The following is a 20,495-nucleotide window of genomic DNA, read 5'->3' on the forward strand; positions in this document are numbered from 1 at the left end:
CTTGTGGGGCTCCATTATCAAGGCAGAGAAAGACACATCCCGGTTTTGGCCCGGCAAGGCACCGGGACACCCCGGCAGCACATGACCTGGATCAATTCCCGCGCACCGTCTGCCACCGCCTCGCCACCAGGGCAAAAACCAGGGCCAGCCCCCCGAAGATCCATAGGGGCACCAGCCCCCAGCGCGACACCCACCACGCGTACGGCGTGATGTGCCAGCCACTGGCGGCATCCATCCCCCGGCCCCACACCTCGCCCTTGAGCACGCCCCGCGTGTGCCGCGCCAGCTGGTGGGTGACCACGCCCCGGTGGTCGATGATGGCGGTGGCGCCCGTGTTGGTCGCGCGCACCATGGGGCGCTCGAATTCCAGCGAACGCATGCGGCTGATGTGCAGGTGCTGGTCGATGGCCACGGTGTCGCCGAACCAGCCGATGTTGCTGAAATTGACGAACACCGTCGGCGCCTGCGCCGGGTTGGCGAACCGCGCGCCCAGTTCCTCGCCAAAAAGGTCTTCGTAGCAGATGTTGGGGGCAATGCGCTGGCCTGCCCAGGCAAACGGGGCCTGGCCCACGGTTCCGCGGTTGAAATCGCCCAGCGGGATGTCCATCATGGCCGTGAACCATCTGAAGAACGGCGGGATGAATTCGCCGAACGGCACCAGGTGGTGCTTGTCGTAGCGGTACGGCGTCTTCTGGTGGCCGGGGCCCATGCCCAGCACCGAATTGGTGTAGCCCAGCGTTTCGCTGCCCAGCGGAATGCCCAGCAGCGCCGCCTGGGAGCCCTGCGCGTAGCGCTGCTGGATGCCTTCCAGGTAGCCCGGCATGAGCTGCTGGGGCAGCAGCGGGATGGCGGTTTCGGGCGCCACCACCAGGTCGGCCCTGGCGTCGCGCAGCGCGTCGGCATACCACTTGAGCGCCATCGGCACGCCGCTGCCCTGCTGGAACTTCTCGTCCTGCGGGATGTTCCCCTGCAGCAGTTCCAGGGTCATCGGCGGCGCCGCGCGGGCCGACGGCGTATGGCACAGGTTCACCGCGCAATGGCGCTCCAGCGTGGCGCCCGCCAGGCCCGCCGCGAGAACGCCGGCCAGCCCCCACAGGCGCCAGTGGCGCAGGTCCCCCGGGCGCCATTGCACGGCCAGCATCGCCAGCATCGCAGCCACCGCCCCGATGCCGTACACGCCCAGGATGCGCGCCAGCACCGCCAGCGGCCCGTCAACGTGGGCGTAGCCGCCCGCGCCCCACGGGAAACCCGTCCACAGCGTGCCGCGCGCCAGTTCGGCCAGCAGCCAGAACGCTCCGAAAACAATAGCTGTCAGCGCCCTGTTGGCAAGCGCCAGGCGGCAAAAAAGCCCCAGCATCACCGCGTAGTAGCTGCCCAGGAACGCCGCGAGGCCCAGCACCGCCGCCACCGCCAGCGGCGCGGCCAGCCCGCCGTAGGTGTGCATGGAGATGAAAAGCCACCAGAACGTGCCCGCGAGCCAGGCCGTGGCGAACAGGCCGCCGATGGCGGCACCGCGCCGCCAGGCCACGGACGCGGTGGCCTGCGGGCGCACCAGCCAGGCCAGCACCGCCATGGAGGCGATCTGCAGCCACCACAGGGGCTCGCCGCTCCACGGCCAGGCCAGCGAGGCGGCCTGCGCGACGCCGGCAGCCACGGCCAGCAGCGCCTGCAGGGCCAGCGGCAGCCCCGGCGTCGTGCGCGCGCGGGCCATCAGCCGCCGGCGCTGGCGTCTTCGACCCGCGACACCTTGAACCAGCGCACGGCGCCGCCCTTGGTGTGCAGCACGACGAAGTGCAGCCCGCCCAGCTGCAGGTGCTCGCCGCGCTTGGGCACATGGCCCATTTCGTGGGCGATCAGGCCACCGATGGTGTCGAAGGTTTCGTCGGGGTCGCTGCCCTGGACCAGCACGTCGAACGCCTCGGAAACCCGTTCGACCGAGGTGTCGCCGCTCACGCGGTAGGTGCGGTCGGCCAGCCCGAAGATGTCGCCGTCGTCCTCGGGAATGTCGAACTCGTCCTCGATCTCGCCCACGATCTGCTCGAGCACGTCCTCGATGGTGATGAGCCCGGCCACGCGGCCGAACTCGTCGATCACGATCGCTAGGTGGTTGCGGTTGCCGCGGAATTCGCGCAGCAGGTCGTTCAGGCCCTTGCTTTCGGGCACGAAGACGGCGGGGCGCAGCAACGCGCGGATGTTCAGCTCGGGCGCCCGCTGCAGCTTGAGCAGGTCCTTGGCCATGAGGATGCCGATGATGTTCTCGCGCTCGCCCTGGTACACCGGAAACCGCGAATGCGCGGTGTTGATGACAAGGTGCAGCAGCTCGTCGAACGGCGCGTCGATGTTGACGAGGTCCATGCGCGGCGCGGCCACCATCACGTCGCCCGCCGTCATGTCGGCCATGCGGATGACGCGCTCGAGCATCACGCGCGATTCGGCCCCGATGACCTCGTTGTCCTCGGCCTCGGCCAGGGTTTCGATGAGCTCTTCCGTGGAGTCCGGCCCCGGATGGATGAACTCGGCCACTTTCTGCAGGAAGGTGCGCTTGTCTTCCCTCTCGGGCAAGCGCCCGGGGTGCGCAGGGTGCGGGTCAGACACTGAGGACGTGCGGGTAGTGAATCAGGCCCCTAGGATAGCGGATTGTTGTGACAGCGCGCCATGGCGCCCGCGCCTTGCGGCCCGGGCCCGCCGCCGGTCACTCGGCGGACTGGTGGCGCGCGTGCTGCACGCCGCTGCGCACTTCCTGCACGCCCGCCAGGAAATCCCAGAACTGCTTGGCCTGCTTCTTGATCTGGTAGTCCACCTCGGCAAACTGCTGCTCCACAATCTCGGCCATGCGCGTGTCCAGGCTGGCGGGCTGGATCTGGAGGTAGGCCTCGGACTCCGAGCCGTCGCGGCGCACGGTGGCGCCCGCCTTGCGGGCAATCTTGAGCATCGCGGTGTTCTCGGACAGCGCATGGATGAAGACCATGTTCACGCCTTCATTGCGCGCATGCATCACCGCGCGCTCGAACAGGCGTGCGCCGAAACCACGGCCCCGCGCCTGCTTGAGCACGGAAACGCCAAACTCGGCGCAGTGCTTGTGCTCGGGATGCTCCGAGAACGCCAGGTGGGCCATCGCGATGAGTTCCAGGCGGCGGTTGTAGATGCCGAAGATCTCGTCGCGGTTGAAATCGAGGTGCTCGGCATACCGGCGGATCTGCTCGTCATTGGCCGCGTAGCCGAAGCGCAGATAACGGTCCGCCGGTTCGAGCTTCAGCAGATGCTGGGTGATCCGCTCGCGGTAGGACGGGCCCAGGGCGCGGATGGGAACCATCATGGGCACCTCCTGCTTTGCGTGGGTGTCATGGGGAGACGGGCCGCCCGTCACCGGGCGCAGCATGTCCCTGCCTGCGTGCCAGGATGCCTTGAGCCAGTCTTTCGTTGCGAACATGGCTGTAAATATAAGGGTTTTCCCTCATTATTTCCAGTACAAATTGCTGCATTGCAGCAAAGTAGTGAGATGCCTCAAATCAAGGCAGAAAATAGCTCTCGGCGCTTTGTCCATGGGCGCGAGAAGCTACCAAATCCATAGCAATTGCCTTGCGCCAGGGCCCACGGATGTCTTCTGCGCGACCCATCCCGGCCCCCGCAGCGCCGGGTGCCGGCCGCCCGCAAGGGTATAGCGGCGGCCATCGCGCGGCAAGCGTCCCGGGGCGCGAGGGCATCACACCGGCACGGCGGTGGTGGCCTTGACCCGGTCGAGCACGAAACTGGTCTTGCAGTCCTGCACGCTGGGGTGCTTGAGCAGGGTGTCCATGATGAAGCGGCTGTAGTGCGCCATGTCCGCCACCACCACGCGCAGCAGGTAGTCCATCTCGCCCGTGAGCGATGCGCATTCCACCACTTCGGGCCACGTCTGCACGCTGGCGCGGAACAGGTCCATGGGGTTGCGCTTGTGGCTTTCGGTGTGCTTTTCCAGTCGCACATTGAGGTAGGCGGTCAGCCCCAGGCCCACGGCCTCGGGGGGCACCAGCGCCACGTAGCGGTCGATCACCCCGCTTTCCTCAAGGCGCTTGACGCGGCGCAGCACCGCGCTGGGCGACAGGCCCACCTGCTCACCGATGACGTCATACGTCTCCCGGCCATTTTCTTGCAGACGGCGCAATATGGCCCTGTCCAGCTTATCGAGTGCGCTTGAGGCTTGCATAGCGCAGGATTTTATGGAATCCGCGCATTTTTCGCTTGCCAGATTGCATGCTGGGGTATGTCCCGATAGTGACACCACGCCCGGACCAGAAGAATGAATCCCGCAAAAACGCACGGTCGTTCGTTTTTTGCAGGCACAAAAACCATATCCAACGGAGACAACCACATGACCGGATTCCTCAGCCGCTTTCTGCGGCGCCTCGCGCTGGCGGCCAGCGCCGGGCTCTTGCTCCTGGGGGCCAGCGCCCAGGCCCAGAGCGGCTACACCCAGACGCGCTACCCCATCGTGCTGGTGCACGGCCTTTTCGGCTTCGACTCGGCCCTGGGCATCGACTACTTCTATGGCATTCCCGACGCCTTGCGCCAGGGCGGCGCGAAGGTCTACGTGGCGCAGGTGTCCGCCGCGAACAGCACCGAGGTCCGGGGCGAGCAGCTGCTGGCGCAGGTCAAGACCATCCTGGCGATCACCGGAGCGGCCAAGGTCAACCTCGTGGGTCACTCCCATGGCGGACCCACCACGCGCTATGTGGCGGGCGTCGCGCCGCAGCTGGTGGCGTCGGTCACCTCGGTGGGCGGGGTCAACAAGGGATCGCGCGTGGCGGACATCCTGCGGGGCGTGGCCCCCGCCGGTTCGGTGTCGGAGGCCGTGGCCAGCGGCGCGGCCAGGGCGCTGGTCAGCCTGATCAACCTCACGTCCGGGGGTTCGGCCCTGCCCCAGATGCCGACCGCCGCGCTCGATTCGCTGACCACCGCCGGGCTCGCGGACTTCAACCGCCGCTTTCCGCAGGCCCTGCCCAGCGGCTGCGGCAGCGGTGCGGAGCTGGCCAACGGCGTGCGCTACTACTCCTGGACGGGCACGCAGCCCCTGACCAACGTGCTCGATGCCAGCGATGGCCTGCTGAGCGTGCTCAGCCTGGTCTTTGGCGAGGCCAACGACGGCCTGGTCTCCGCCTGCTCGTCGCGCCTGGGCAAACACCTGGGCGACTACCGGCAGAACCACCTGGACGAAGTGAACCAGCTGCTGGGCCTGCGCGACTGGTTCTCCACCGACCCGGTGACGCTGTACCGCCAGCACGCTAACCGGCTCAAGACGCAGGGTCTGTAAGCCGTGGAAAAAAGGTCCCGCGCCTTCGCCGCCGCAGTGGCCCTGGCCGCCGCCACGGCCGCCGTGGTCTGGTGGACGGCCCCGCACGGCCTGCAGGGCGCGGAGGACCCGCATCCAGGCGCCGGCGGCGCCGGCCCGCAGGCCGGCAGCGCGCGCCAGAACCCGTCGGGCTCGGCACGGCCGATGGAGAGCAGCTTCTTCGCCGCCCGCCGCGCCGCCGGCCCGGATCGCCACGAAGACCCCCTGCTGGTGCACGGCCTGCGCGATACGCTGGAGGCGCTGCTGATGGAGGCGCAGGACGGCGGCGCGGCGGACCCCGCCACGCTCAAGCAGCGCCTGGCGGGCCTGATGGGCAAGCACTTCCCGGCGGCACTGGCCACCCGGGCGCTGGCACTGGCCGAGCGCTACGTGGACTACCGCGTGGCGCTGGGCCAGCTGCGCACGCCCCCGGACCCGACCGACCCCGGCGCGCTGCGCGAAGCGCTGGAGGCGCGCCACAAGGTGCGCCAGCAGTTCTTTGACGGCCCCGAGCACGACGCCCTGTTCGCCCGCGAGGCGGACCTGGACCGCTACACGCTGGCGCGCCTGGAGATCGAGCGCAACCCCCGGCTCACCGCCGAACAGCGCACCCAGGCCTTGCGCGATGCAGAGAACGAATTGCCCCAGGCGCGCCGCGCGGAGCGCGCAGCGGCCACCGAACACCTGAGCGCGGCGGCCCAGACCGCCGCGTTCAACGCACAAAACACCGACGAACGCACCCGCCACGCCGCGCGCAGCGCGCAGTACGGCGAGGCCGCGGCCCACGCCATGGCCCAGCTGGACCGGGAGGAGCAAAGCTGGCAGCAGCGCCTGGACCAGTACAGCCAGGCCCGTGCCCAGCCGGGCGACGGCAGGGCACTGGAATCATTGCGCCAGCAGCTGTTCTCACCGCAGGAGCAGCAGCGCCTCGATGCCGCCCTGGCGCTGCGAAAGCTCCCGCCGGCCACGCCGGGCTCCTGAGCGCAGGGCGCCGGTGCCATTCGACGGTGCGCCCGGGTGGCGCGCCTGTCCTGCGCCATTTTTTGACCATTCGCAACATTCCTGCAAATCAAAGGCCAAAGCCTCTTGATTTCGCCAGAAACATGAGGCAGGGCACGCCTACAGTCCATGGCATTCCTCAACGAATGCCGGAGACACCCCATGAACGCCGCCTTGCCCCAAACAACCGCCACCCAGCTGGAAGCCTGGGACAACCCCATGGGCCTGATGGGCTTCGAGTTCGTCGAATTCACCTCGCCCACACCCGGCGTGCTGGAAGCCGTGTTCGAGAAGCTGGGCTTCACCCTGGTGGCCAAGCACCGCTCCAAGGACGTGGTGCTGTACCGCCAGAACGGCATCAACTTCATCCTCAACCGCGAGCCCCACAGCCAGGCGGCCTACTTCGGCGCCGAGCATGGCCCGTCGGCCTGTGGCCTCGCCTTCCGCGTGAAGGATGCGCACAAGGCCTACAACCGCGCGCTGGAGCTGGGCGCCCAGCCCATCGAGATCCCCACCGGCCCCATGGAGCTGCGCCTGCCCGCGATCAAGGGCATCGGCGGCGCGCCGCTGTACCTGATCGACCGCTTTGAGGACGGCAAGTCCATCTACGACATCGACTTCGAATTCATCGAAGGCGTGGACCGCCGCCCCGTGGGCCACGGCCTGAACCTGATCGACCACCTCACGCACAACGTGTACCGGGGCCGCATGGGCTTCTGGGCCAATTTCTACGAGAAGCTGTTCAACTTCCGCGAGATCCGCTACTTCGACATCCAGGGCGAGTACACGGGCCTGACGTCGAAGGCCATGACCGCGCCGGACGGCAAGATCCGCATCCCGCTGAACGAAGAGTCCAAGCAGGGCGGCGGCCAGATCGAGGAATTCCTGATGCAGTTCAACGGCGAAGGCATCCAGCACATCGCGCTGATCTGCGACAACCTGCAGGACGTGGTGGACAAGCTGGGCATGGCCGGCGTCTCGCTGGCCACCGCGCCCAACGACGTCTACTACGAGATGCTGGACACCCGCCTGCCCGGCCACGGCCAGCCGGTGGCAGAGCTGCAGTCGCGCGGCATCCTGCTCGACGGCACCACGGCCGACGGCACGCCGCGCCTCTTGCTGCAGATCTTCTCCACGCCCATGCTGGGCCCGGTGTTCTTCGAGTTCATCCAGCGCGAAGGCGACTACCGCGACGGATTCGGCGAAGGCAACTTCAAGGCACTGTTCGAATCGCTGGAGCGCGACCAGATCCGCCGCGGGGTGCTCAACACCTAAGACATCAGACATCCCGGGTTAACCCTGACCAGATGCCTATACTGCGCGCTCCCCGGAACTCAAAAGGATCCCGATGTCGCTCCGTAGCACCTTGTCCAGTGTTGTTCTCGTCCTGCTCTGCGCCGCCACGGCGGCGCAGGCGCAGAACCCGTCCGCCCCCCTCACCATCGTGGTCCCCTACCCTGCCGGCGGCCCGCTGGACACCTCGGCACGCATCGTGGCCGAAGGCGCCGCAGCCCAGCTGGGCTCCATCACCGTGGAGAACAAGCCTGGCGCAGGCGGGGGCACCGGGGCCGACCAGGTGGCCAAGGCACCCAAGACCAGCAACCAGATCCTGATGGGCGCGGTGGCCACGCATGCGGTCAACCCCTGGCTGTACAAGAAGAACTTCCCGTACAACCCGCTCAAGGATTTCAAGCCCCTCGTGCTGGTGGCGCGCACGCCCAATGTGCTGGTGGTGAACGCGGAGCAGGCCGCCAGGCTGGGCATCAAGACAACGCCGGACCTGGTGCAGTACCTCAAGAAGAACCCGGACCAGGCCAAGTACGGCTCGGGCGGCAACGGCAGCATCGGCCACATCTCGGCCGAGATGTTCAAGTCGCTCACCAACACCCGCATGGGCCACACGCCGTTCCAGGGCTCCAAGCCCGCCCTGGCGGCGCTGGAGTCGGGGCAGGTGCTGATGGTGTTCGACAACCTGGCCTCGGCGCTGCCGCAGATCCAGTCGGGCAAGCTGCTTGCGCTGGGCGTGACCACGCTCAGCCGCAACGAGTCGCTGCCCAGCGTGCCCAGCATCAACGACAGCGTGCAGGGCTTCAACGTGTCCACCTGGTTTGGCCTGTTCGCGCCCGCCTCGCTGCCGGACGCCGACGCGCGCCGCTACGCCAACGCGTTCTCGGCGGCCATGCAGTCGCCCGCTGGCAAGGAGAAGTTCAAGAAGATGGGCATCACGCCCGAAGAGCTGACGCTCGACGGGTTCGCGCAGTTCGTGCGCTCGGAAAACAGCAAGTACGAGTTCCTGATCCGGGCCGCAAAAATCAAGATCGAATAACCGCCGCCCGGGCAGGTGCGCGCCACCCGGCGCGCCGCACCAGGACGGCCAAGGAGCACAAAAATGGGACAAGCCCCCGTCGTCTATGGCCAATCCACCCGCCCACCCCGGGGCGACTACTCGCGCGCCAGCGAGGACTACACCTGCCCGCAGGACTACGCGGCCTATACCGCCGCAGACCACGACACCTACCGCCGCCTGTACGAGCGCCAGCGCGCCCTGCTGCCGGGCCTGGCGAGCCAGGCGTTCATCGACGCCCTGCCCTCGCTGGGCGCCAGCGACCGCATTCCGCGTTTTGAGGAAGTCAACGAGCGCCTTTACAAGGCCACGGGCTGGGAGCTGGTGGGCGTGCCCGGCCTGATCCCCGAGGTGCCCTTCTTCACGCTGCTGGCCCACCGCAAGTTCCCGGTGACGGACTGGATCCGCAAGCCCGAGGAGTTCGAGTACATCGTCGAGCCAGACATTTTTCATGACCTGTTCGGCCACGTGCCGCTGCTGTTCAACCCGGTGTTCGCGGACTATGTGCAGCGCTATGGCCAGGGCGGGCTGAAGGCGCAGGGGCTGGGGTCGTGCGAGATGCTGAGCCGCCTGTACTGGTACACGATCGAGTTCGGGTTGATCCGCGAGGCGGGGCAGTTGCGGGCGTACGGCGCGGGGATTCTGAGTTCTTCGGGCGAACTGGCGTATTCCGTGCAGAGCCCGGAGCCACAGCGCATTGCGCTGCAGCTGGAGCGCACCATGCGCACGCGCTACAAGATCGATACGTACCAGCAGACGTATTTCGTGATCGACAGTTTCGAGCAGCTGTTCGAGATGACGGCGGCGGACTTTGCGCCGATCTATGAGCGGCTGCGGGGGTTGCCGGAGTTTGCGGCGGATGAGCGGGAGGCTGTGGCGGCTTGATTTTTGGTGATATTGGCTGCTAGCGCTAGTGAATCATGCATTGACAGCTACGTCTTTGATAGCACCCCTTTTGCACCCAGCAATACTTGGCCGAGGCTGTCGGAGGTTGTGGATGTATCGGTCTCTGTGCCTGGGTTGAGGGCGGAGGCCGGGAGTCGCCCGGCATGCGAGTAACTTTCTTTCGCGTCGCCGAAAGAAAGTCACCAAAGAAAGGGCGACCCTACTGCGCGCGTCCCTTCGCTACGCTACGGGCAACCTGCGATGCTCGGACAGGGGGTGCGCCGCAGAACTCACTGCGCGCTACGCGCTCCGTTCAAACAACTGCGGCAAGTCAGTACACGAAGTGCGTGTGTCCTTCGGCACACGCACGCACCCCCTGCCCTGCGCTTCTCGGCACGCGCAGAAGGGAACCCAAAAACGGACATCCACACGGGCCATCGCTTCGCTCGGCCCCCTCTCGCGGGCGCAAGCGCCACGCGCTGCGCAAACTGGGCCGAGCGCAGCGATGGCCCGAAGGGATGTCCGGCTGTTCGGTTGTTTGGATGTTCTGCTGTCCACCCCCTGCTGGCTGCGCCTGCGGCGGGGCGGTTGCGGGGTGGCATGGGCGTCGCAGCGCCCATGCTTCGTGCTCTGACTCGCCGTGGCTGTCTGAGCGGCGCGCGCAGCGCAAAGCGAGTTCCACGGCGCACCCCGCAACCGACACGACGCAGGTTTGCCCCGGAGCAAAGCGCAGGGGTCGCAGACTGGGGGTCGCCTTTTCTTTGGTGACTTTCTTTTGGCGAAGCAAAAGAAAGCTACTCGCCTGCCGGGGCGACAACCCGGCTCCCGCCCTCAGCAAAGGCATACGGCCAAATCAGCACACCTAACAAAAACTACAAAATTGATAGCTATCAACGCTTTATAGAAAAGCGCAAGCAGTCAAAAAAACTCACAGAATCACCCTCGACCCATCTCCTCCAGACAAGCCTCCATCACCCCAGGGTCAAACGCCATCTGCACATGCGCGACGCCCTCCACCAACCGGTTGTCCGCCCCTGGCAACGCCGCGGTGCTCGCCGGGAACACGATGTTGTCGCAGTTCGAATACCAGCAAGTAAACAACGCCGCCCGCCCCGCCGGCTCGGCCCGCTGCAGCGCCACCACCCAGTCCCCCGCCAGGCTCATCTGCCGCCCATTCACCGCCCGGCTGAAGCGCCCGAGCCACGTGCCCCCATGCGGCGTGCCCAGCGTCAGCACCCGGTGCACCCGCCCGTCCGCCTGGTGCGCGCGCAGCCAGGCCCGCACCGCCAGCCCGCCCATGCTGTGGCACAGCAACACCGGCGCCTGGCCCGTGGCCGCCGTCACCTTGCGCACGGCCTCTTCGATGATGTCGGCGTACTTGTCAATCGAGCCCATCACCGGCTCCAGGTTCACCGCCACATGGGCATGGCCCCGGGCTTGCAATGGCGCGAACCACGGCAACCACAGGCCCCGGTTGCACATGAAGCCGTGCACCAGCACCACGCCGCGCTTTCCGGTCGGCTGCGCAGGCAGCCAGTCGGGCAACGACTGGTGGCGAAACGGCTGGCGCCAGCCAAAGACCATCAATGCCACCCACACCTCGGCCCACCAGGCGGCCAGCACCTGGGAGAGGCGCGCACGGGGCGCGGCGTCCTGGCGGTTGGTGAGGTGCATCAGCACAAACTCCACCGCCATCACCGCGAGGTATATCCCCAGGGGCAGCAACGCCCCCAGCACGGCACGCAAGGGCGAATGCGGCCACTGCCACACCAGCCAGGCGGCCATGGTCAGCAGGATGAACAGGAGCAGGATTCGTTGCCAGCGCGCGATCATGGTGGTGATGGGCAGATGTTGTAATTGACCAGCCGCATTGTGCGGTCTGGGCCCTGCCCTGGCGCCCCCCGCACGTAGAAAGGACCCCGCCCCATGGATGCCGCCCAGACCATCCGCGACTGCATCGCCGACGTCACGGCCCTGCGCCTGCACCGCACCGGCGATGCCGCACTGGGCGCGGCTGTGGGCCAGGTCAAGACCCTGCAGGCACGGCGCTTCAGGGGCACCTATGCCGACCTCATGGGCTCGCCCTCGTTCGGCCCCGCGGCCCGGTTCTTCCTCGAGGAGCTGTACAGCGACACCGACTACACCGAGCGCGACCTGCAGTTCGGCCGCATCGCGGGCACGCTGCAGACCATGTTCCCCCAGCCCGTGGTGGCCACCGCCGTGGCGCTGGCCGTGCTGCATGCGCAGACCGAGGGGCTCGACCAGGAGATGGGCCGCGCCTGGCTCGACGCCTCCGGCGGGGGCGGCATGCCGGACGCCGCCCGCTACACCGCCGCCTGGCGCGCCGTGGGGCAGCGCCATGCGCGCCAGCAGCAACTGCAGCGCGTGCTGGCCATGGGCACCGACCTCGCCCGCCTGACCCGCACCCCCGGCCTGCGCATGATGCTGCGCATGATGCGCGCGCCCGCCCAGGCGGCCGGCATGGGCGCGCTGCAGCGGTTCCTGGAGGCGGGCTTCGACACCTTTGGCCAGCTCGCGCGCCAGCGCGGCGGGGTCGAGCAGTTCCTGGCCACCATCCAGGAGCGCGAAGGCGCGCTGATGGCGCAGCTGTTCGATGCCGATCCTGTCACCTGCGAGACCCAACTGGCGCGCACCCTAGGACAAGCCCGGTAGCTGACTGCACGCCCGCGCTTCCACAATCTGTGCCCACCCTTTCACTGGCGAGCACAAGGAAACAAGCGCATGGAAAAGATCTGGCTCAAGAGCTACCCCCCGGGCGTACCGCACGATGTGCAGCCCGAGCAATACCGCTCCGTGGCCCACCTGCTGGAGGAATCCTTCCGCAAGCACGCAAAGAGCCCCTTCTCGGTCTGCATGGACCGGTGGATGACCTATGGCGAACTGGAGCGCCGCTCGGCCGCGCTGGGCGCCTACCTGCAGAGCCTGGGCCTGGCCCCCGGCGCGCGCGTGGCCATCATGCTGCCCAACATCCCGCAGTTCGGCGTGACCATGGCGGCCGTGCTGCGCGCGGGCTACACCTGCGTGAACGTGAACCCGCTGTACACGGCGCGCGAGCTGGAGCACCAGCTCAAGGACTCGGGCGCCACGGCCATCGTGATCCTGGAGAACTTCGCGCACACGCTGGCCGAGGTGGTGGACCGCACCGCCATCCAGCACGTGGTGATGACCTCGATGGGCGACCTGCTGGGCGCCGCGTTCGGCGCCTGGATCACCTTCGCGGTGCGCCACCTGGCCAAGATGGTGCCGGCCTACGAGCTGCCCCTGACCGGCGGCCGCAAGCTCGTCACCTTCAAGAAGGCGCTGTCGCTGGGCGAGCACAAGTCCCTGGCCCCGAGCCAGGCCACGCTCGACTCCATCGCCTTCCTGCAGTACACGGGCGGCACCACGGGCCTGTCCAAGGGCGCGGTGCTCACCCACCGCAACATCGTGGCCGCCACGCTGCAGGCCGAGGCCTGGTTCACGCCCGCGCTGTCGAAGGTGGGCGACATCAGCAAGGCCAACTCCATCGCCGCGCTGCCGCTGTACCACATCTTCGCGCTCACGCTGTGCCTGCTGGCCATCCGCCAGGGCTCCAGCCTCACGCTGATCCCCAACCCGCGCGACATTCCCAAGTTCGTGGCCGAGCTCAAGAAGCGCCCCTTCCACATGCTGCCCGCCGTGAACACCTTGTTCAACGCGCTGCTGCAGAACCCGCAGTTCCGCACCCTCGACTTCTCGCACCTGTGCGTGTCGCAGGCCGGCGGCATGGCCGCCAGCGAAGGCACGGCCAAGCAGTGGCAAAAGATCACGGGCAGCACCATGATCGAAGGCTGGGGCATGAGCGAGACCTGCGCCATCGGCACCAACAACCCGGTGAACAACACCACCTTCAGCGGCACCATCGGCCTGCCGCTGCCGGGCATCGACATCGCCATCAAGGACGACGCCGGCCACAGCGTGCCCCAAGGCGACCCGGGCGAGATCTGCATCCGCGGCCCCAACGTGATGACGGGCTACTACAACCAGCCCGAGGAGAACGCCAAGGCTTTCACGCCCGATGGATTCATGCGCACGGGCGACATCGGCATCATGGACAGCGAGGGCTACACGCGCATCATCGACCGCAAGAAGGACATGATCCTGGTGAGCGGCTTCAACGTGTTCCCCAACGAGCTGGAGCAGGTCATCAGCCTGTGCCCCGGCGTGGTGGAATGCGCGGCCATCGGCATCCCCGACGAAAAGCAGGGCGAGGCGATCAAGGTGTTCATCATCAAGAACGACCCCACGCTCAGCGAGGAAGACGTGGCCCGCTACTGCCAGGAGAACCTCACCGGCTACAAGCGGCCCAAGTACATCGAGTTCCGCGACGAGCTGCCCAAGAGCAACGTGGGCAAGATCCTGCGGCGGGAGTTGAGAACCGCCGCCTGAGCGGCTCCGCCCCCTTTCCTCTTCTCCTTCCTTTCCCCCTTCTCCTCACGCGCTTCGCGCCAGGGAAAGGGGGCACAACACCGGCGCGGCGGGGCGGGCCTTGCGCGGTGTTTCTGGCAAGGCAGCGCGCAGGTTTCCACGCCCTGGCGCCACGGCCCGGCCCTTGCTCTTCTCTGCGGGGCCCCTCCTCCCATCCACCCCCTCCAAGCCCCGCGAAGCCAGGGCCGGGCTCCGCGCAGGGCGGCACGGCGGCAGAGCCGTTCCCGGCTTTCTCCCCGGAAGGCCATTGGGTGCTATTTCAGGGTTTTCACCAACTAGCAAACGTTTGCGCAAACGTTTGCTTTCGATATGATTCGCGCCGCGGCATCGCTTCGGCGGGTCGCCCGAAGCGTTTTTGTGGGCGCCGCTGGCGCTTGAAGCCCCATTCCAACAGGAGACACCATGCAGTTCACCCGCCGTTCCGTTCAGACCGCCGCCGCCCTTGCCGTCGTGGGCAGCCTGCTGGCCAGCCCTGCGTTCGCGCAGGACAAGCCCAAGATCGCCCTGGTCATGAAGTCGCTGGCCAACGAGTTCTTCCGCACCATGGAAGACGGCGCCAAGGCGCACCAGAAGGCGCACGCCAGCGAATACACGCTGGTGGCCAACGGCATCAAGAACGAGACCGACACCGCCGCGCAGATCAAGATGATCGAGCAGGCCGTGGCGCAGAAGGTCAGCGCCATCGTGCTGGCCCCGGCCGACTCCAAGGCGCTGGTGCCCGTGGTCAAGTCCGCCATCGACAAGGGCATCCTGGTGGTCAACATCGACAACCAGCTCGATGCCGACGCGCTGAAGGAAAAGAACATCACCGTGCCCTTCGTGGGCCCCGACAACCGCGCGGGCGCCAAGCTGGTGGGCGACCACCTGGCCAAGACACTGAAGGCCGGCGACAAGGTGGGCATCATCGAAGGCGTGTCCACCACCTTCAATGCGCAGCAGCGCACGCTGGGCTACCAGGACGCGATGAAGGCCGCCAACATCACCGTGGTGGGCGTGCAGTCCGGCAACTGGGAAATTGAAAAGGGCAACACCGTGGCCGCCGGCATGATGCGCGAGCACCCCGACCTGGTGGCGCTGCTGGCCGGCAACGACAGCATGGCCCTGGGCGCCGTGGCCGCCGTGAAGGCCGCCGGCAAGACCGGCAAGGTGCAGGTGGTGGGCTACGACAACATCGGCGCCATCAAGCCCATGCTGGCCGACGGCCGCGTGCTGGCCACCGCCGACCAGTACGCCGCCAAGCAGGCCGTGTTCGGCATCGAGCTGGCGCAGAAGGCCCTGGCCGCCAAGACACCCCAGGCGCAGCTGCCCGCCCTGGTGAAGACCGACGTGGTGCTCGTGACCAAGGGCAGCAAGTAAGACGCACCCCGACCCCAGCCGCACCCGCTTCGCCCGCCATGCCCCGCACGAACGCCGCCCCCCCCCTGGCCACTCCCCTGCTCACGATCGACGCCGTGGGCAAGGACTACACGGCCACGGTGCTGGACGGCGTGACGCTGGCGCTGAACGCGGGCGAGGTGCTGGCGCTGACGGGCGAGAACGGCGCGGGCAAGAGCACGCTCTCCAAGATCATCTGCGGGCTGGAGTCGCCCACGCGGGGCGGCATGCGCCTGGCGGGGCAGACCTACACCCCCGGCTCCCGCCGCGACGCCGAACGCCAGGGCGTGCGCATGGTGATGCAGGAGCTGGGCCTGGTGCCCACGCTCACCGTGGCCGAGAATCTGCTGATGGGCCGCCTGCCGCACCGCCTGGGCTGGCTGCGGCGCGATGCGCTGCACGCGGCCGCGCGCGCGCAGCTGGACAAGATTGGCCTGCGCGGCATCGACCCCGCCACGCCGGTGTCGCGGCTGGGCATCGGCCAGCAGCAGATGGTGGAGATCGCGCGCAACCTGCAGGACGACACGCGCATCCTGGTGCTCGACGAGCCCACGGCCATGCTCACGCCGCGCGAGACCAACTACCTGTTCGAGCAGATCGCGCACCTCACCGCGCGCGGCGTGGCCATCATCTACGTGTCGCACCGGCTCGAAGAGCTGCGGCGCATCGCCGACCGCGTGGCCGTGCTGCGCGACGGCCGCCTGGTGGACGCGCGCCCCATGGCCGGGATGAGCGAGGACGACTTGGTGCAGCGCATGGTGGGCCGCGTGGTGAGCGACCTGGACCACCGCCCCCGCCGCCCCGCCGGCCCGGTGGTGATGGGCGCCCGGGGCCTGGGCCGGGGCACCGCCGTGCAGGACGTGAGCCTGGAACTGCGCGCGGGCGAGATTTTCGGCATTGCCGGGCTGGTCGGCTCCGGCCGCACCGAGCTGGTCCGGTTGCTGTTTGGCGCCGACCGGGCAGACCGGGGCAGCATCACGCTGCACCCGGAATTTGAGCAAAAACAGCCCCCAGCGCTTGATGGACAAGCGCAAGCAGCTACACAAAACATAGCAAACCAGGCGACCAAGGCGCCCCTCGCCACACCACACACCATTGCGCGTGGCTTCGCATCCCCCCTGCAGGCCATCGCCGCCGGCGTGGGCCTGGTCACCGAAGACCGCAAATCGCAGGGCCTGCTGCTGGCGCAGCCCATCCGCATCAACGCCACGCTGTCCGACCTGTCGGCCGTCTCGCGCGGCGGCTGGCTGCTGCGCGGGCTCGAAAGCCGGCTGGTGCAGGGCTTTGTGCGCACGCTGGGCATCCGCTGCCGCAGCCCCGAGCAACCCGTGGGGCAGCTGTCGGGCGGCAACCAGCAAAAGGTGGTGTTCGCCCGCTGGCTGCACCGCCAGGGCCGCGTGCTGCTGCTCGACGAACCCACGCGCGGCGTGGACGTGGGCGCACGCGCCGAGCTGTATGGCGAACTCGACCGCATGGCCTCGGAAGGCCGCGCGCTGCTCATGGTGTCGTCCGACCTGCGCGAACTCATGGCCATGGCCGACCGCATCGGCGTGATGAGCGCGGGCCGCCTGGTGGCCGTGTTCGAGCGCGGCGAGTGGTCCGAGCAATCGCTGCTGGCGGCCGCGTTTTCCGAGCCCGGCGGCCGTACCGGCACCACCCCTTCCACCCCTTCTCCTGTCACCGCATGAATGCCCCCGCACACTCTGCCGCCCCCGCGGCGGCACCTTCCGCCTCCTCCGTCTGGCGCAGCCAGCTGGGCACCTACTTGGGCCTGCTGGCCGTGCTGGCGGGCATGGTGGCGCTGTTCTCGTCGCTGTCCGACTACTTCTGGAGCGCCGAGACCTTCATCACCATCGCCAACGAGATCCCGGCCCTGGCCGTGATGGCGGTGGGCATGACCTTCGTGCTCATCATCGCGGGCATCGACCTGTCGGTGGGCTCGGTGATGGCGCTGGCCGCCGCCACCTCGGCCGCCGCCATCCTGCAATGGGGCTGGACGGTGCCCGCCGCCGCAGCCCTGGCGCTGGCCACCGGCCTGGTGTGCGGCACCATCACGGGCGCCATCTCGGTGGCCTGGCGGCTGCCCTCGTTCATCGTCTCGCTGGGCATGCTCGAAGCCGTGCGCGGCAGCGCCTATGTGGTCACCGATTCGCGCACGCAGTACGTGGGCGACGCCATCTCGTGGCTGTCGGCACCCTTCTTTGGCGGCATTTCGTTCGCGTTTCTGCTGGCCGTGGTGCTGGTGGTGGTGGCGCAGCTGGTGCTGTCGCGCACCGTGTTCGGCCGCTGCGTGGTGGGCATCGGCACCAACGAGGAAGCCATGCGCCTGGCGGGCGTGGACCCGCGCCCCATCCGCGTCATCGTGTTTGCCATGACCGGCCTGCTCGCGGGGCTGGCGGGGCTGATGCAGTCGGCCCGGCTCGAAGCCGCCGACCCCAACGCCGGCACCGGCATGGAGCTGCAGGTGATCGCCGCCGTGGTGATTGGCGGCACCAGCCTCATGGGCGGGCGCGGTTCGGTGGTGAACACCGCGTTTGGCGTGCTCATCATCGCGGTGCTGGAGGCGGGCCTGGCCCAGGTGGGCGCGAGCGAGCCCAGCAAGCGCATCATCACGGGGTTCGTGATCGTGGCGGCCGTCATCGTGGACACGCTGCGCCAGCGCCGCGCCGCCGCCTGACACCCCTCCCTCCTTGCCCACCGACTTCCTCCCCTCCCAATTTTTTTCTTCTTCCCATGGCCACTATCAAGGACGTTGCGCGCCACGCCGACGTGTCGGTCACCACGGTGTCGCACGTGGTCAACGGCACGCGCCGCGTGAGCCCCGAGGGGCGCGAGCGCGTCGAAAAAGCCATCCGCGCGCTGGGCTACGTGCCCAGCGCCATCGCGCGCAGCCTCAAGAGCAACAACACGCGCACGCTGGGCATGCTGATCCCCAACAGCTCCAACCCCTACTTCGCCGAGATCGTGCACAGCGTGGAAGACCGGTGCTTCGGCGCGGGCTACAACCTCATCCTGTGCAACACCAACGACGAGGCGCACCGCCAGGGCACCTACCTGCAGGTGCTGGCCGAGCGGCGCATCGACGGACTCATCGTCGTCTCCACCGGGCACGACGCCACGCTGCCCACACAGCTGGCGGGCCTGTCCATCCCCACCGTGCTGGTGGACCGCGAGATCGAGATCGCCGAGCAGCCCTGCGACCTCGTCGAGACCGCGCACATGCAAGGCGGGCAGCTCGCCACGCAGCACCTGCTGGACCTGGGGCACCGCCGCATCGCGTGCATCAGCGGCCCCGAGGGCCTGGTGCCGAGCGAGCAGCGCATCGCGGGCTGGCGCGCCGCCCTGTCCGCGGCAGCGGATGCCCGCGGCGAGGCCCCCATGCTGTGCAACGGCCACTTCACCAGCCAGGGCGGCTACGACGCCATGCACGCCCTGCTGCGCGCGGACACGCCGCCCACCGCCGTCTTCGTCTGCAACGACCTCATGGCCATGGGCGCGCTGTGCGCCGCGCATGAACGGGGCCTGCGCGTGCCCGAGGCGCTGTCCATCGTGGGCTTCGACGACATCGAGCTGGCCGCCTTCACCAGCCCGCCGCTGACCACCGTGGCCCAGCCCAAGCAGCGCATCGGCGCGCTGGCGGTGGACATGCTGCTCGAACGCATCGACGGCAAGCGCCAGGACGCGCGCAAGGTGATGCTGCAGCCCGAGCTGCGCGTGCGCGCCTCCACCGCGCCGCCCGCCCTGGAGACCCGCGCATGAGCGCCTCCGCCGCGCGCGTGCCGCGCATCGCCGTGGTCGGCAGCCTGAACATGGACCTGGTGCTGCAGGTGCAACACGCCCCCGGCCCCGGCGAGACCGTGCTGGCCGACGCCCTGCACCTGGTGCCCGGCGGCAAGGGCGGCAACCAGGCCGTGGCCTGCGCCCGCCAGGGCGCCCGGGTGGCCTTGTTTGGCCGCGTGGGCGACGATGGCTACGGCCACACGCTGCGCGCGGGGCTTGACGCCGACGGCATCGACCACGGCGGTGTGCAAACCGACACAGAAACCACCACCGGCGTGGCCGCCATCACCGTGGAGGCCAGCGGGCAAAACCGCATCGTGGTCGTGCCCGGCGCCAACGGCCGCTTTGTGCTGGATGCCACCGCGCTGGGCACCGCACTGCAAGGCGCAGGCGGCCTGGTGCTGCAGTTTGAAACGCCCCTGCCCCAGGTCCTGGCCGCCGCCGAGATGGCGCATGCCGCTGGTTGCCCTGTGGTGCTCAACCCCTCGCCCATCCAGCCCCTGCCCGAAGCCCTGTGGCCGCTGGTGCACACGCTGGTGGTGAACGAATTGGAAGCCACGGCGCTGGCAGACCAGAACGTGACCACGCCCGTGGAAGCAGCCAAGGCCGCGCAAGCCCTGCGCGCCAAGGGCCCGGCCCAGGTGGTGGTGACGCTGGGCGCGGCAGGCGCCGTGGCCGCCGACGCTGCCGGCAGCCGCCACCACCCCGGCAGGGTGGTGCGGGCCGTGGACACCACGGCGGCGGGCGACACCTTCCTGGGCGCGCTGGCCGTGGCGCTTGCGCGCGGCGAGCCCCTGGATGCCGGCGTGCGCGACGGCATCCGCGCCGCCGCGCTGTGCGTGACGCAGCCGGGCGCCCAGCCCTCCATCCCCACCCGCGCCGCCGTGGCGCACAGCCCCCTGCCTCCCGACTGGATCGCCCTGTGAAACGCACCACCCTGCTGCACGCCGAACTCTCCCACGCCATCGCCAGCCTGGGCCACGGCGACATGCTGGTGATCGGCGACGTGGGCCTGCCCATCCCGCCCGGCCCCCGCCGCATCGACCTGGCACTCACCCCGGGCATCCCGGCCGTGGCCGACGTGCTGCGCGTGGTGCTGTCGGAGATGCAGGTGGAAAAGGCCGTGATCGCCACCGAGGCCGTGGAGCGCGGCGCAGGCCATCTGCCCGGCTGGTGCCAGCTCCCGGTGGAGCCGCAGGCCGTGCCCCACGACGACTTCAAGCGCCTGACCCAGCAGGCCCGCGTGATGGTGCGCACGGGGGAGTGCACGCCGTATGCCAACGTGATCCTGGTGGCGGGTGTGACGTTCTGATACAGCCTGGGCCTGCGGGGCCACCA

General features: G+C 68.5%; 18 protein-coding genes. 13 read left to right on the forward strand and 5 right to left on the reverse strand.

From position 1 onward, the window contains the following. Positions 1 to 91 precede the first annotated feature (91 nt). The 4 genes from lnt to AC1RVY_RS05590 form a co-directional block, all read right to left on the reverse strand. Entirely contained in the window at positions 92 to 1,711 is a 1,620-nt protein-coding gene (gene lnt, locus AC1RVY_RS05575; RefSeq protein ID WP_492805682.1) for an apolipoprotein N-acyltransferase, read from the reverse strand. Next, positions 1,711 to 2,595: a CorC family transporter gene (locus tag AC1RVY_RS05580; protein WP_218293163.1), complete on the reverse strand. Its 885-nt coding sequence runs from the start codon at positions 2,593 to 2,595 to the stop codon at positions 1,711 to 1,713. The genes lnt and AC1RVY_RS05580 overlap by 1 nt, the downstream gene beginning before the upstream one ends. Positions 2,596 to 2,692: 97 nt before the next feature. Then, the gene (locus tag AC1RVY_RS05585; RefSeq protein WP_218293162.1) at positions 2,693 to 3,430 is read right to left on the reverse strand and encodes a GNAT family N-acetyltransferase; all 738 of its coding nucleotides are present in this window, start codon (positions 3,428 to 3,430) and stop codon (positions 2,693 to 2,695) included. 273 nt (positions 3,431 to 3,703) lie between these two features. Next, complete coding sequence (locus AC1RVY_RS05590) at positions 3,704 to 4,186, reverse strand: Lrp/AsnC family transcriptional regulator (protein ID WP_218293161.1); 483 nt, start codon at positions 4,184 to 4,186, stop codon at positions 3,704 to 3,706. A gap of 165 nt (positions 4,187 to 4,351) precedes the next feature. Between AC1RVY_RS05590 and AC1RVY_RS05595 the strand changes: the two genes are divergently transcribed. The 5 genes from AC1RVY_RS05595 (at position 4,352) to phhA (ending at position 9,536) form a co-directional block, all read left to right on the forward strand. Beyond that, positions 4,352 to 5,290: a lipase family alpha/beta hydrolase gene (locus AC1RVY_RS05595; protein WP_492805684.1), complete on the forward strand. Its 939-nt coding sequence runs from the start codon at positions 4,352 to 4,354 to the stop codon at positions 5,288 to 5,290. Between the two features lie 3 nt (positions 5,291 to 5,293). After that, entirely contained in the window at positions 5,294 to 6,289 is a 996-nt protein-coding gene (locus AC1RVY_RS05600) for a lipase secretion chaperone (protein WP_492805686.1), read from the forward strand. A gap of 180 nt (positions 6,290 to 6,469) precedes the next feature. Further along, complete coding sequence (gene hppD / locus AC1RVY_RS05605) at positions 6,470 to 7,582, forward strand: 4-hydroxyphenylpyruvate dioxygenase (RefSeq protein ID WP_218340524.1); 1,113 nt, start codon at positions 6,470 to 6,472, stop codon at positions 7,580 to 7,582. A 73-nt stretch (positions 7,583 to 7,655) separates the two neighbouring features. Continuing rightward, positions 7,656 to 8,633 carry a Bug family tripartite tricarboxylate transporter substrate binding protein gene (locus AC1RVY_RS05610; RefSeq protein WP_218293157.1) on the forward strand — a complete coding sequence of 326 codons (978 nt, stop codon included), beginning with the start codon at positions 7,656 to 7,658 and terminating at the stop codon, positions 8,631 to 8,633. Positions 8,634 to 8,696: 63 nt separating this feature from the next. Further along, the gene (gene phhA / locus AC1RVY_RS05615; RefSeq protein WP_218340525.1) at positions 8,697 to 9,536 is read left to right on the forward strand and encodes a phenylalanine 4-monooxygenase; all 840 of its coding nucleotides are present in this window, start codon (positions 8,697 to 8,699) and stop codon (positions 9,534 to 9,536) included. 936 nt (positions 9,537 to 10,472) lie between these two features. Here the strand turns inward: phhA and AC1RVY_RS05620 are convergent. After that, positions 10,473 to 11,369, reverse strand: a complete 897-nt coding sequence (locus AC1RVY_RS05620) for an esterase/lipase family protein (protein ID WP_492805688.1) — start codon at positions 11,367 to 11,369, stop codon at positions 10,473 to 10,475. 93 nt (positions 11,370 to 11,462) lie between these two features. Between AC1RVY_RS05620 and AC1RVY_RS05625 the strand changes: the two genes are divergently transcribed. The 8 genes from AC1RVY_RS05625 (at position 11,463) to rbsD (ending at position 20,469) form a co-directional block, all read left to right on the forward strand. Next, positions 11,463 to 12,209, forward strand: coding sequence for an FFLEELY motif protein (locus tag AC1RVY_RS05625; RefSeq protein WP_218293154.1), 747 nt, complete (start codon positions 11,463 to 11,465; stop codon positions 12,207 to 12,209). A gap of 69 nt (positions 12,210 to 12,278) precedes the next feature. After that, positions 12,279 to 13,964 carry an AMP-binding protein gene (locus tag AC1RVY_RS05630; RefSeq protein ID WP_492805689.1) on the forward strand — a complete coding sequence of 562 codons (1,686 nt, stop codon included), beginning with the start codon at positions 12,279 to 12,281 and terminating at the stop codon, positions 13,962 to 13,964. Positions 13,965 to 14,405: 441 nt separating this feature from the next. Then, the gene (locus AC1RVY_RS05635; protein ID WP_218293152.1) at positions 14,406 to 15,359 is read left to right on the forward strand and encodes a sugar ABC transporter substrate-binding protein; all 954 of its coding nucleotides are present in this window, start codon (positions 14,406 to 14,408) and stop codon (positions 15,357 to 15,359) included. Between the two features lie 38 nt (positions 15,360 to 15,397). Next, the gene (locus tag AC1RVY_RS05640) at positions 15,398 to 17,065 is read left to right on the forward strand and encodes a sugar ABC transporter ATP-binding protein (protein WP_492805690.1); all 1,668 of its coding nucleotides are present in this window, start codon (positions 15,398 to 15,400) and stop codon (positions 17,063 to 17,065) included. Then, entirely contained in the window at positions 17,062 to 18,054 is a 993-nt protein-coding gene (locus AC1RVY_RS05645; RefSeq protein ID WP_218293150.1) for an ABC transporter permease, read from the forward strand. Before AC1RVY_RS05640 ends, AC1RVY_RS05645 begins: the two co-directional genes overlap by 4 nt. A gap of 56 nt (positions 18,055 to 18,110) precedes the next feature. Then, complete coding sequence (locus AC1RVY_RS05650; RefSeq protein WP_218293149.1) at positions 18,111 to 19,136, forward strand: LacI family DNA-binding transcriptional regulator; 1,026 nt, start codon at positions 18,111 to 18,113, stop codon at positions 19,134 to 19,136. Continuing rightward, a complete protein-coding gene (gene rbsK / locus AC1RVY_RS05655) occupies positions 19,133 to 20,083 on the forward strand; it encodes a ribokinase (protein ID WP_492805692.1) in 951 nt (316 codons plus the stop codon). The genes AC1RVY_RS05650 and rbsK overlap by 4 nt, the downstream gene beginning before the upstream one ends. Further along, positions 20,080 to 20,469 (forward strand): D-ribose pyranase, encoded by a 390-nt coding sequence (gene rbsD / locus AC1RVY_RS05660; protein ID WP_218293147.1) that lies wholly within the window; start codon positions 20,080 to 20,082, stop codon positions 20,467 to 20,469. The genes rbsK and rbsD overlap by 4 nt, the downstream gene beginning before the upstream one ends. The last annotated feature ends 26 nt before the right edge of the window (positions 20,470 to 20,495 follow it).

Source organism: Acidovorax sp. GW821-FHT11A03 (assembly GCF_058809075.1).

What these genes read in the sequence shown, in the direction of transcription:
- lnt (WP_492805682.1), bottom strand. Translation starts at nt 1,711, where the DNA reads ATGGCCCGCGCGCGCACGACGCCGGGGCTGCCGCTGGCCCTGCAGGCG.
- AC1RVY_RS05585 (WP_218293162.1), bottom strand. Translation starts at nt 3,430, where the DNA reads ATGTTCGCAACGAAAGACTGGCTCAAGGCATCCTGGCACGCAGGCAGG.
- AC1RVY_RS05590 (WP_218293161.1), bottom strand. Translation starts at nt 4,186, where the DNA reads ATGCAAGCCTCAAGCGCACTCGATAAGCTGGACAGGGCCATATTGCGC.
- AC1RVY_RS05595 (WP_492805684.1), top strand. Translation starts at nt 4,352, where the DNA reads ATGACCGGATTCCTCAGCCGCTTTCTGCGGCGCCTCGCGCTGGCGGCC.
- hppD (WP_218340524.1), top strand. Translation starts at nt 6,470, where the DNA reads ATGAACGCCGCCTTGCCCCAAACAACCGCCACCCAGCTGGAAGCCTGG.
- AC1RVY_RS05610 (WP_218293157.1), top strand. Translation starts at nt 7,656, where the DNA reads ATGTCGCTCCGTAGCACCTTGTCCAGTGTTGTTCTCGTCCTGCTCTGC.
- phhA (WP_218340525.1), top strand. Translation starts at nt 8,697, where the DNA reads ATGGGACAAGCCCCCGTCGTCTATGGCCAATCCACCCGCCCACCCCGG.
- AC1RVY_RS05620 (WP_492805688.1), bottom strand. Translation starts at nt 11,369, where the DNA reads ATGATCGCGCGCTGGCAACGAATCCTGCTCCTGTTCATCCTGCTGACC.
- AC1RVY_RS05625 (WP_218293154.1), top strand. Translation starts at nt 11,463, where the DNA reads ATGGATGCCGCCCAGACCATCCGCGACTGCATCGCCGACGTCACGGCC.
- AC1RVY_RS05630 (WP_492805689.1), top strand. Translation starts at nt 12,279, where the DNA reads ATGGAAAAGATCTGGCTCAAGAGCTACCCCCCGGGCGTACCGCACGAT.
- AC1RVY_RS05635 (WP_218293152.1), top strand. Translation starts at nt 14,406, where the DNA reads ATGCAGTTCACCCGCCGTTCCGTTCAGACCGCCGCCGCCCTTGCCGTC.
- AC1RVY_RS05640 (WP_492805690.1), top strand. Translation starts at nt 15,398, where the DNA reads ATGCCCCGCACGAACGCCGCCCCCCCCCTGGCCACTCCCCTGCTCACG.
- AC1RVY_RS05645 (WP_218293150.1), top strand. Translation starts at nt 17,062, where the DNA reads ATGAATGCCCCCGCACACTCTGCCGCCCCCGCGGCGGCACCTTCCGCC.
- AC1RVY_RS05650 (WP_218293149.1), top strand. Translation starts at nt 18,111, where the DNA reads ATGGCCACTATCAAGGACGTTGCGCGCCACGCCGACGTGTCGGTCACC.
- rbsK (WP_492805692.1), top strand. Translation starts at nt 19,133, where the DNA reads ATGAGCGCCTCCGCCGCGCGCGTGCCGCGCATCGCCGTGGTCGGCAGC.